We start from the raw sequence: 9,582 nt of genomic DNA on the forward strand, positions 1-9,582 counted from the left end.
ATAATCTGTCAGCGAAGCTAATAGAGATAGTTCTGATTATCAATAGAGATAGTTCTGATTATCAACAGGATAAAAAACATGCGAAACTTAAATTAATAGTGAAAGATGTTTTGAATGAAACTAATGCTGGGCGAAATTTAAACAGGCTCTAAGGTTTCGGTAAAACAATTATTAGTAACTCTTTTGAGTTCCTTTTTTTAAACTATTATCGGATTCTTTTGAGTTTTTTGCCTGCTTTTTTCTCTCTGTCGGTACTCATCAAAACCGTGCCTGCTCCGTCTCTCCTCCTTGTCCTATAGAGAGGAGTTGGAAAGGAGCAGGTAAGGAGCGGGTAAGGAGCAGGTGTTGTCCGGCAATGAACCTGAATGGGCTAAGCTGTTCGCTCTCCGGGCAAGCCTTGGCGGGTAATTATTGAAAAAACGAGGGTGTGCCAAATTCTTGACACACCCTCGTTTGTATCTAATGTGAATCAGTAGCTAAAGAAGTTATCGGCCAATAAGTTGGCTTAGGAGTTAAAGCCGACACTCCGTAAGGCATAAGCAGCACTATCGGCTTTAACTACTTAACTACTGACGAAGTGATAACTCCTTAACTCCTCTGACTACTGTAGTACGAATAGTGCAGGTTAGCCTGAATAATTCATAATGCAGGCTATAAGCAGAAGTACCTCTATTCTCCTCCTCCCGGGAGGAGGAGAAGCAAGTTACTCCTGCTTATAGCCTGTAGTACGAATAATGCAGGTTAGAATAAGAAGAAGTTCTTTGCGTTATAATAACTGATGTCTTCAATCATCTGGTTGGCACGGCTCATTTCCGAAGCCGGGATTTCGCCATTCTCGATATCATTGCCTACAAGGTTACACAATGTACGGCGGAAATACTCATGACGCGGATAGGAGAGGAATGACCGGGAATCCGTCAACATACCCACAAAACGGCTCAACAGACCAAGTACGGAAAGTGCATTCATTTGTTTCTGCATGCCGTCTTTCTGATCGAGGAACCACCAGCCCGAACCGAATTGAATCTTACCCGCAACCGTACCATCCTGGAAGTTGCCCAGCATAGTGGCAATCACCTCGTTGGCACACGGATTGAGGTTATAGAGGATAGTCTTGGTCAATTTGCCTTTAGAATTCAACCGATCGAGGAATTTAGCCATTGCTTTAGCGGTGGTAAATTCGCCGATAGAGTCAAAGCCGGTATCAGGACCAAGCAGTTGGAACATCTTGCTGTTATTGTTACGGATAGCGCCGTAGTGGAACTGTTGCGTCCAGCCTTTTTCCCAATCCATTTCGCCGAATATAACCAGCATGGCCGACTTGAATTTCAGGATTTCTTCTTTCGTCAGTTCGGCGCCGCCATATACTTTATTAAAGATGGCTTCAATTTCGGCGTCCGTATAATCTTCCGCATAGAATTCTTCGATACCGTGGTCGGAGAGTTTGCAACCCTGTTGGGCAAAGAAGTCATGACGCTTGCACAAAGCAGTTATCATATCGCCGAAATTGGAAATAGACACGCCGCTAACTTCTGACAGTTTCTCCATATAAGCGCGGAAATCGGCGGGAACTTCCACAGCCATTGCTTTGTCCGGGCGCCAGGTTGGCAACATCTTAACTTCAAAACCGCTTTCACGCGTTTGGATATGGTATTCCAAAGAATCCACCGGATCGTCCGTAGTGCAAACCACCTCTACATGGTAGCGGCGCATCATGCCACGGGCAGAGTATTCCGGTTGGGCAAGTTTCTCGTTACATTCTTCGTAAATTTCACGTGCAGTCCTCAGGTTTAGGATTTTCTCGATGCCGAAAGCCGTCTTCAATTCCAGATGAGTCCAGTGGTACAACGGGTTACGGAAAGTATAGGGAACGGTTCCTGCCCATTTTTCAAACTTTTCCCAGTCACTGGTATCCTTGCCCGTACAGAAACGTTCATCTACGCCGTTGGTACGCATGGCACGCCATTTATAATGGTCGCCGCCCAACCAGATTTCCGTTAATGACTTGAATTGATAGTCGCTCGCTACCATTTTAGGGATTAAGTGACAGTGATAGTCGATAATCGGCATTTTAGCCGCATGTTCATGATACAACTTCTGTGCGGTTTCTGTCTGCAACAGGAAGTTTTCATCCATAAAGTTTTTCATTTTCTTGTGTTTTAATATATAAAAATATTACTTACTTCTATTTATGCTTATATCCTATTGATAATAAAGCTAATAAGCGGTTTAGAGGTTTTTACTTTTATTAACCGTTATCGAACACAAAAGTAGAAAATTTACTTGGAGAAACAAAATAATTCGTATCTTTGCCGCAAATATTTATATTATTTAACCAGATGAGGTTTCGTAAGTTATTTAGATTGTTGAATACATCTTTCATCTGCAGATTACACGGATTACGCGGATTTATTTAAAACCGAATCTGTGTTATCCGTGTCATCTGCGGATGAAAAATATCTTTTTGATATGGAAAACAAAAATTACACCATTAAAGATATTGCCCGTATGGCGGGGGTATCCGCCGGAACCGTAGACCGTGTGCTGCACAACCGGGGGGATGTTTCTGCCTCAAGCGGGGAAAAAGTTCGGAAAGTTCTCGACGAGATAGATTATCATCCGAATATGTTCGCTATCGGGCTGGCGGCGAAGAAGCGTTACCGTATCTTATGCGTTATACCTTATTATATAGAATACGATTACTGGCATTCGGTGGCAAAAGGCATTAACCGCGCATCTCAGGAGTTGCACCCTTTCAATGTCGGCGTCGATTTCTTGTATTACCATCATGCGGACAAAGCTTCTTATGAGAATGTTTGCGCCCAACTTCGCAAGGAGATGGCGGATGCCGTGCTGATAGCGCCCAACTTCCGTGAAGAAACAATTGTGCTCACAGACTATCTGGAAAGTAAAGATATTCCTTACGCATTTATTGATTTTAATATAGAGCAGACCCATGCGCTTTGTTACATCGGGCAAGACTCGCGGACAAGCGGATACATTGCCGCCAAAATCCTGATGCGTGAATGCAAAGAGGGGCAAGAACTGATATTATTTCTTAATAACAAAAAGAGTAATCCGGCGGAAATACAGATGCAGCGCCGCCTGGAAGGCTTTATGAGTTTCATCAACCGGGAACATCCCCGCTTGGCAGTACATGATGTAATACTGAATAAGGAGGATGCGGAAGCCAATCGCCGGACGCTGAATGAGTTCTTTACTACCCATCCACATGCGGTTTTGGGAGCTGTATTCAATTCGCGGGTATATCAGGTGGCGGAATATCTGCGTGCAACAGGGCATCAATTGGAAAGTCTGGTCGGATATGACCTTCTGCAAAAGAATGTGGAACATCTGAATTCGGGTGAAGTGAGTTATCTTATAGGTCAGCGTCCCGGTTTACAAGGATATTGCGGAGTAAAGGCTTTGTCGGATCATGTTGTATTCAAGCGCCCTGTAACGGGTGTGAAATACATGCCTATAGACATACTGATAAAAGAAAATATCAATTTCTATTTTGAATTCGAATAAATAATATAACCTCAATCATTTAAAACAATTTTAAAATGAAAGCATTAAACAAGCAAACCGCTCCCAAGGCGCAACGCCCGGAACGTATCATCCAGTTCGGCGAAGGTAACTTCTTACGTGCATTTATCGACTGGATAGTCTACAACATGAACGAAAAAACCGACTTCAACAGCAGCGTGGTGGTGGTTCAGCCTATTGATAAAGGCATGGTGGACATGCTGAACGCACAGGATGACCTTTATCATGTAAATCTGCAAGGTCTGGACAAAGGAGAAACCGTTAATAGCCTGACTCTGATTGATGTCATCAGCCGGGCGCTGAACCCATACTCCCAAAACGACGAATTCATGAAGCTGGCCGAGCAACCGGAAATGCGTTTTGTTATCTCCAACACAACCGAAGCCGGTATCGCATTCGACCCTTCCTGCAAACTGACCGACGCTCCGGCTTCTTCTTATCCAGGCAAACTGACTCAGTTGCTGTACCACCGTTTCAAAACATTCAACGGCGACAAGAACAAAGGCCTTATCATCTTCCCTTGCGAACTTATCTTCCTGAATGGACATAAGCTGAAAGAAACGATTTACCAGTATATCGAATTGTGGCAGTTGGGCGAAGAGTTCAAAACCTGGTTCGAAGAAGCTTGTGGTGTATATGCTACATTGGTTGACCGTATTGTTCCGGGCTTTCCGCGTAAAGATATTGCAGCCATCAAGGAAAAGATACAATATGATGACAATATGGTGGTACAGGCTGAAATCTTCCACCTCTGGGTAATCGAGGCTCCACAGGAAGTAGCTAAAGAGTTTCCTGCCGACAAGGCCGGTTTAAATGTACTGTTTGTTCCTTCCGAAGCACCTTATCACGAAAGAAAAGTAACTTTGCTGAATGGTCCTCACACGGTTCTTTCTCCTGTAGCTTACCTGTCGGGTATAAATATCGTACGCGATGCTTGCCGGCATCCGGTAGTTGGTGAATACATCCATAAGGTTATGTTCGACGAACTGATGGAAACTCTGAACCTGCCGAAAGATGAATTGAAAAAATTTGCGGAAGATGTGCTGGAGCGCTTCAATAATCCGTTTGTAGAACATGCCGTAACCAGCATCATGCTGAATTCTTTCCCGAAATACGAAACTCGTGACTTGCCTGGTCTGAAAACTTATCTGCAACGTAAGGGTGAACTACCGAAAGGTTTGGTTCTTGGTTTGGCAGCTATTATCACTTACTATAAAGGTGGTATTCGCGAAGATGGTGCGGAAATCATTCCGAATGATGCTCCCGAAATCATGCAATTATTAAAAGATTTGTGGGCTACAGGCGACACTCAGAAAGTAGCGGAAGGCGTACTTGCCGCAACTTCTATCTGGAACGAGGACTTGAATCATATTCCGGGACTTACCGCTGCGGTCAAAGCCGACTTGGATTCTATCGCCGAAAAAGGCATGCTTGAAACAGTAAAGGAACGGTGTAAATAATCAATAAATATGGCTGGATTAGTGCCTTATAAGGTAATAATTCAGCCATTTTTGTACATTGACGAGAGATTTCTCAAAAGCTGCTGACCCATAAAAACAGTGTCAAATAACGCTTTGGGGGCTATATTTGAATGTTAAATAATTAATTTATTCATTCTATATTTTGATAATAAACAAAAGTTTATTATGTTTGCGCTGTGTTTTAAAGCGATGTTTGACAATCAGGATGAGCTAAAGGCTCACATAGAACATGTAAAGCGATGCTTGCTGTTTTATGCTCTGAGTGAGGAAGAATTGTTAGAGCAAGGCTTTCCGCAAAGAGAGTTAGAGAGGTTGATTGATATTCAGCTGGATAAGTTGATTGAATTCCTCAAACAACTGAAAGACTAACATTAGCCCCCTTATGAATTGAGGGGGTGCTTTAAAACCGAAAAAAAACGATTATGAGTGCAAAAAGAGAAATAGACAATTTATTGAATGAATTTCTTCAGTTGGAGACTGATGAGCAACGGGAGCTTTTTCGAGGTAAAATAGCTCAGACCTTGTCGGGTAAGACAGCGGAAGAAAAACGTGAATTTGGAGAGGTTCTTGCTGGTAATGCTAAAGAAACAATCCGGCAGTCAGAGGCGTTAATAGGGGAGTACCATTTCAAACAAGTACTAAATGATATTATTCCTGCTGTAACTTGGTCATATGTTGCAGAAGAATATTTTCAAAAATCACGTTCCTGGTTTAGTCAGAGAATGAATGGATACCATGTTAATTCCAAAGCTGTAACATTCACACCAGAAGAAATAAATACATTAGCTGATGGTCTATTAGACCTAAGTAAACGTATAAAGAAAAGTGCTATCCTGTTAAAGGAGCATCGCTTTTAAAACACCAAAAATTGAGGGTAAAGTTCGGATAAGGAACGCTGAATAATAATTGAACACTTTTATTCGTCCCTCTGGTTAAAGGGCTTCCACGAGATGGGAGCCTTTTTTGTACGGAACCTAAAAAGTCTCGCTTTTCCTTTTTACTATATATTTTTCCTTTTTAAACAGTGTCAAATAACACTTTTGGGGCTATAAATAACAAGAGCCGATACAAATTGTATCAGCTCTACGTTGTTTTAATTAATTAGTTTTCAGTCTTTCAGACCTTCGTCGGGGTAGCGGGATTCGAACCCACGACCCCCTGCTCCCAAAGCAGGTGCGCTAACCGGACTGCGCTACACCCCGAATGCTTTATTTCTGAAAAGCGAGTGCAAAGGTAGAAACTATTCTGTAATAGGCAAAGAAATTCGATGTTTTTTAAAGAAAAAGATTGTGGATAGGCTCCAAAAAACAGTGAAATAAGGGTCATCTCCGTATCAACTCCGTACCAAGTCCGTGTCTGCTCCATATAGAGGTACCTTTATACGGAGCAGACACGGACTTGGTACGGCTTTGATAATGCCTTGGTACGGACTTGACATTCCGCTGAAAGCATCCACTAACCGAAGATGCTGGTGTAGCGCTACCGGGCTAACCGAGGATAGCAGTATAGCGGTATCGAACTAACTGAATTGCAGGGTGAAGCAGCTTCCTTTTCCCGGTTCCGAATGAACGGAAATGTTTCCTCCGTGTTGATTCATGATTTGCTTGCAGAGGCTTAGGCCAATGCCTGAACCGACTGTTTTGGTAGTGAAGAATGGAACAAATATCTTGTCCTGCACTTCGGGTAGGATGCCTTCGCCATTGTCGCGGACTGTGATGGTACAGCGCCATGAAGAAGGCGAGGAGGTTGCTTTTGGGGCAAAGATGGCTTTTACTTCAATCTTGGGTGTTTCAGGAAAGCGGGGTGATGCTGTTTCGTGATGGTCGGTTGCTTTATGACGGTCGGTTGTTTCATGACAGGCAGTTGTTTCGCGGCGAACGGTCGCTTCGCGGGCATTCTTCAGGAGATTGATAAGTACTTGCTCTATTTGGGCGCGGTCTACGTTCAGGGTTTTGTCTGATGGAGGAAGTTCGAAGTGAATGGTTTCGTCGGGAAAGAGTTTTTGCAGGTCGGTGAATAGTTCACGGACGGGTACGGTGGTGCGTACAGGAGCAGGTAGACGGGTAAGACGACGGTAATTCTCGACGAAGCCTAATAGTCCTTTGCTGCGGCGGTGGATGGTTTGCAGGGCTTGGAGCATGACGGCGTATTCTTTTTCGCCGACGGCATTTTTCAAGGTGACGGGTATGCCACGTTCGCTCAAAGTCTCGGAAAGGGAGATGATGGGGGTGATGGAGTTCATGATTTCGTGGGTGAGGACGCGGATTAGCTTTTGCCAGGCTTCCATTTCGTTTCGTTCCAGTACGGAGTGGATGTTCTTCAGGCTGATGAGCCGCTGCTCGATGCCACGAGCCATGAAAAGGGTGGAGGATACGGCCATTTCCAGAGTGGCGCCATGACGGTGAATGCGCATGACTTGTGTTTCGCCGGAATGGAGGAACAAGAGTTCGGGCGGCAGTTGCGGGGTTTGTCCCAGTTGGGCAATGGCGGCGCGGTTCATCCACTGGATGCGTCCGGACATATCGGTGACCAGGACGGCGGTATCGACTTTGTTCAGCAGGGTTTCGTAATATTGGTGTTTCACTTCTTCTTCCAGCAGGCGGGCACGAAATATTTGCAGGGTTTCGGACAGTTCTGCGGTCATCTCCGTCATCAGTTTGTTTTGATAGGGTGGGCGAAAGGTTTGCGTCATGTCATTGTAACGCAGGCTGTCGGTCAGGCGTCGTATCACTTGCAATTGTTTTATCTGTATATGATAGAGGTGGATGCCTGTTCCTGAAAGAAACAGGAAGGCAATGATGGTGCTGAACAACAGTTCTGCACGGAATAGCACATATACGCCTACAGAAAACACAGCCAGGAGGCAAATGTGTAAAACGACAATCAAAGAATACTGCTTCATAATTATATATTTTGTTCATTAAATGAGAATTTGTACTTGAACACAGAGGCACAGGGGCACAGAGTTTTATCTTTCTTTTAAGAAGAGAACCTGAACATAAGTACACTGAGAGGGTGACTACGTCGCAGAGAAAAAAAACTCTGTGCCCCTGTACCTCTGTGTTCAAGTATAAATTCTCATTTACAACCCCAGTTTCTCAATCTTCCTATACAGTGCAAACCGCGTAATCCCCAGATACTCTGCGGCCCGCGTCATGTTTCCTTCGCTCAGGCGCATGGCGCGTTCCACTGCCTGCCGTTCCAGTTGTTCCAGATTAAGCACTTCCTCTTCCTTCCTGAGGCGGGGTGCGGAGGCTTGAAACAGGAAGTTGTCGGGACGCAGCAGCGAACCATCACCCAGAATCACGGCACGTTCCATCGTGTGTTGCAACTCGCGTACGTTGCCCGGCCAAGGGTATTTCAGGAGTTTGGACTTTGCCTCACGCGTCAGTCCTTTCATTTCCTTTTGATACTTCCGGGCGTAGCGTTGCAGGAAATAATCGGCGAGGAGAAGTATATCGTTCTCCCGTTCGCGCAGGGGCGGGATGTGAAGTTCAATGGTATTGATGCGGTACAGCAAGTCCTGCCGGAACGCGCCTTCTTCGACCATGCGGCGTATGTCGGCATTGGTGGCGCAAATCAGTCGCACGTCGATAGGCACTGCCTGGGTGCTTCCCAGCCGACTGATTTGCCGTTTCTCGATAGCCGTCAGCAACTTTGCCTGCATGGGTAGTGAGAGGTTCCCTATCTCATCCAGAAAGAGTGTGCCGCCGGTTGCGACTTCCATTCGTCCGGCTTTCGACTTGCGGGCATCGGTAAATGCGCCTTTCTCGTAGCCGAAGAGTTCGCTCTCGAAGAGTTGTTCGGGGATGCTTCCGAGGTCGATGGTGACGAACGGCCGCCCGTAGCGGGGCGAACTGCGGTAGAGGAGGCGGGCTATGACGTCTTTCCCGGTTCCGTTCTCGCCAAGAATGAGGATGTTGGCATCCGTGTCACGCAGTTTATCTACTGTCAGGAAGACTTCCTGCATGGCAGCGGATTCGCCGATGATGGATTCTTCGGCACCGCCCCCGGCACGGCTCAAGGCTTCGACTTGTTCTTTCAGCAGGCTGACTTCGTAACGGGAACGCCGCAGCTTGATGCCGGCAGAGAGGGTGGCGAGCAGCTTCTCCTTTTCCCAGGGTTTGGGGATAAAGTCGGTGGCACCGGTCTTGATGGCGCGCACGGCTTTGTCGGTATCGGCGTAGGCGGTCATGAAGATGACGATGGCGTGAGGGTCGATGCGCAGGATTTGTTCCAGACTCTCGAAGCCTTCCTGTCCGCTGATGGCGTCGCGGCTGAAGTTCATGTCGAGCAGTATGATGTCCGGTTGGAAGGTGGTCATGAAGTGCTCGATGCGGTCGGGGCTGATCGCTACTTTTATCTTTTCGGCGTAGGGTTCCAGCAACAGGTTGAGGGCGAAGAGTACGTCCTCGTTGTCGTCTACTATCAGTATTTTACCGAGTTGTTCCATGGTTGTTTTAATTTGAGGTAGCTACACTAAAATTTTCTATTTTAGATAAGTGTTTAATGTTAGATAACTGGTGATTAACAAGAGTAACTTAATTCTCCT

At 45.6% G+C, this 9,582-nt stretch carries 7 protein-coding genes and 1 tRNA gene; 4 read left to right on the forward strand and 4 right to left on the reverse strand.

Going from position 1 to position 9,582, the window contains the following annotated elements:
- Positions 1-741 precede the first annotated feature (741 nt).
- Positions 742-2,148 (reverse strand): glucuronate isomerase, encoded by a 1,407-nt coding sequence (gene uxaC / locus B2Z67_RS02075; RefSeq protein ID WP_291528162.1) that lies wholly within the window; start codon positions 2,146-2,148, stop codon positions 742-744.
- A 321-nt stretch (positions 2,149-2,469) separates the two neighbouring features.
- Between uxaC and B2Z67_RS02080 the strand changes: the two genes are divergently transcribed.
- The 4 genes from B2Z67_RS02080 to B2Z67_RS02095 all read left to right on the forward strand — a co-directional run bounded on the left by B2Z67_RS02080 (position 2,470) and on the right by B2Z67_RS02095 (position 5,887).
- On the forward strand, positions 2,470-3,531 hold the full coding sequence (locus B2Z67_RS02080) for a substrate-binding domain-containing protein (RefSeq protein WP_291528163.1): 1,062 nt from the start codon (positions 2,470-2,472) through the stop codon (positions 3,529-3,531).
- A gap of 35 nt (positions 3,532-3,566) precedes the next feature.
- Complete coding sequence (locus tag B2Z67_RS02085; RefSeq protein WP_291528164.1) at positions 3,567-5,009, forward strand: tagaturonate reductase; 1,443 nt, start codon at positions 3,567-3,569, stop codon at positions 5,007-5,009.
- A gap of 186 nt (positions 5,010-5,195) precedes the next feature.
- Complete coding sequence (locus tag B2Z67_RS02090) at positions 5,196-5,399, forward strand: hypothetical protein (RefSeq protein ID WP_291528165.1); 204 nt, start codon at positions 5,196-5,198, stop codon at positions 5,397-5,399.
- Positions 5,400-5,452: 53 nt separating this feature from the next.
- Positions 5,453-5,887, forward strand: coding sequence for a DUF5053 domain-containing protein (locus B2Z67_RS02095; RefSeq protein WP_291528166.1), 435 nt, complete (start codon positions 5,453-5,455; stop codon positions 5,885-5,887).
- Between the two features lie 270 nt (positions 5,888-6,157).
- Here B2Z67_RS02095 and B2Z67_RS02100 read toward each other — a convergent pair.
- The 3 genes from B2Z67_RS02100 to B2Z67_RS02110 form a co-directional block, all read right to left on the reverse strand.
- Positions 6,158-6,232: transfer RNA gene (locus B2Z67_RS02100), tRNA-Pro, on the reverse strand.
- 317 nt (positions 6,233-6,549) lie between these two features.
- The gene (locus B2Z67_RS02105) at positions 6,550-7,932 is read right to left on the reverse strand and encodes a sensor histidine kinase (protein WP_291528167.1); all 1,383 of its coding nucleotides are present in this window, start codon (positions 7,930-7,932) and stop codon (positions 6,550-6,552) included.
- Positions 7,933-8,112: 180 nt separating this feature from the next.
- On the reverse strand, positions 8,113-9,483 hold the full coding sequence (locus B2Z67_RS02110; RefSeq protein ID WP_291528168.1) for a sigma-54-dependent transcriptional regulator: 1,371 nt from the start codon (positions 9,481-9,483) through the stop codon (positions 8,113-8,115).
- Positions 9,484-9,582 lie beyond the last annotated feature (99 nt).

This window comes from Bacteroides sp. UBA939 (assembly GCF_002293435.1).
In the GTDB taxonomy this organism is placed as follows: domain Bacteria; phylum Bacteroidota; class Bacteroidia; order Bacteroidales; family Bacteroidaceae; genus Bacteroides.